2 protein-coding genes are annotated in these 1,706 nt (G+C 48.1%); both read right to left on the bottom strand.

Annotated elements, in window-relative coordinates; all coding sequences use genetic code 11:
- A partial coding sequence (locus WBV75_RS13560; protein ID WP_424121120.1) for a hypothetical protein occupies positions 1–718 on the bottom strand: 718 nt, incomplete at its 3' end.
- A 17-nt stretch (positions 719–735) separates the two neighbouring features.
- On the bottom strand, positions 736–1,706 hold a 971-nt coding region (locus WBV75_RS13555; protein ID WP_424121119.1), incomplete at its 5' end, for a RagB/SusD family nutrient uptake outer membrane protein.

The following is a 1,706-nucleotide window of genomic DNA, read 5'->3' as shown; positions in this document are numbered from 1 at the left end:
GTCCTAATGTAGTTGAACTACCACATCCCACACCTGTCACCTGGCCGGCAGAAACTACTACGGTCCCACATACCAAAGTAAAGTTAAACTGAATAGGGTCGAAAGTTCCTAAATCCGGATAGATCTGAGCCGTAAAACTCCTGGCATCGTTACTGGATTCACCTTGTTCAATAGTAACAACACCCTGAGGGAACACGGTAGAACCAAAAATTCCAACAGCTGTGGTTGTCAATTCATAGTCTCCGATAAAGAAATCAGATTCTACAGGACACACCTGGAACATACTGATAGTTGTAGAACTCAACCCATCCAGACTTGCATCTGGTGCTCCGGAAATATCAGTGATCTGAAGGGTTACCGTTTTGGTTTCTCCAATCTCAATCCCATTGTCGATTCCGGTGAAGACCAGGTCTCCTGAGTAGGAATTAGCAGGTACAACGACCTGGGATGGAAAATCGTATTGAGTTGGATCGGCCTCATTCTCAGCTCCGGTGCTAACCAGTTCTACCGAAACAGTACGATCCGTTTCTGAAAGCGTACTCAACTCAATCGGTATGGTAGTCTCTGCACTGGAATCAAAGACCACAGGCAGTTCTACGATAGTCGATCCAAACCGACCATAGGTCTGGCTTGTTTCGCCATCGTAAATTACTAAGTCCTCCTCACAGGAAGCGAGAAGTGCCAGACTGGCAAAAAGAATATATATATACTTTTTCATTGTTCTAGATTATTAGGTTAGTATCCTGGGTTTTGTTGTTCCCTCAGCCCCGGGTTTGCATTGAATTCCACAATCGGGAGTGGTAAGGTAAACCTGAAATCATCCGCAGATAAGGTACAGGCCCCGTTAAAAGCACAATCAATAGGGTCTTTCAAGACACCCTGATTTGCCCTTGTTCCCAAACGTTTCAGGTCGAACCAACGGTGTCCTTCAAAGGCCAGTTCCACCCTGCGCTCATCCAGGATGGCCGCGTAGGCCGCCTGAGGGCTGCCAAAACTTGGAGCCGCAGTGTCCTCACCAAAACGCGCATCGCGAATATCCTTGATCAGGTTCGCAGCAACACCCAAATTCCCCTGGGCTACAGCAGCCTCTGCACGGATCAGATACATCTCTGAAGCCCGGAATATCTTCAGGTCATTCATAAGCGGCTGTCCTTCAGATCCAGGATATTTTTGAATCACAAGAATATCCGTAGCAGGGTTGTTGTTCTCTGCATAATCCGGGTCAATCAGACTGGACGGGGCTACATTCACATCGTAACGCACGTCTGTCTCGTCGATCATATTGAAGAGGGAACGTCCCATTTCAAAATATGGAGATCCTGCAAGGGTCGCATCCACAAAAGCAAAACGAGCTCCTGCCCAGCCCCCGGCAGCAGGGCTACCTGTGGCTCCCTGTCCGTCATAGTTGTCATTGTTGGTACGCTCCAGCTTGAAGATAACTTCCCCATCCGACTCGTCCAAAAACATAGCCTCGTACTCCGCACGGTTCGCCAGCGGATACTTGTCAATCAACTGCTGACTTAAAGTAGCCGCAGCTACGTAATCCTGACGATAGGCCGCGATACGGGCCCGGAGCGCAGTTATGAAATCCTTGTTGATCCGCGTCTTGTTAGACGTGTCATTTCCAAGCAAACCATTGGCTGCATTCAAATCTGAATCAATCAGTGCAAAAGTCTCTCCATTGGTATTTCGCAGCAATTGCTGAT

The organism is Robiginitalea sp., from assembly GCF_049588695.1.
In the GTDB taxonomy this organism is placed as follows: domain Bacteria; phylum Bacteroidota; class Bacteroidia; order Flavobacteriales; family Flavobacteriaceae; genus Robiginitalea.
Note: the sequence above shows the minus strand (reverse complement) of the source record. Positions and strands in the feature narration are given on the sequence as shown.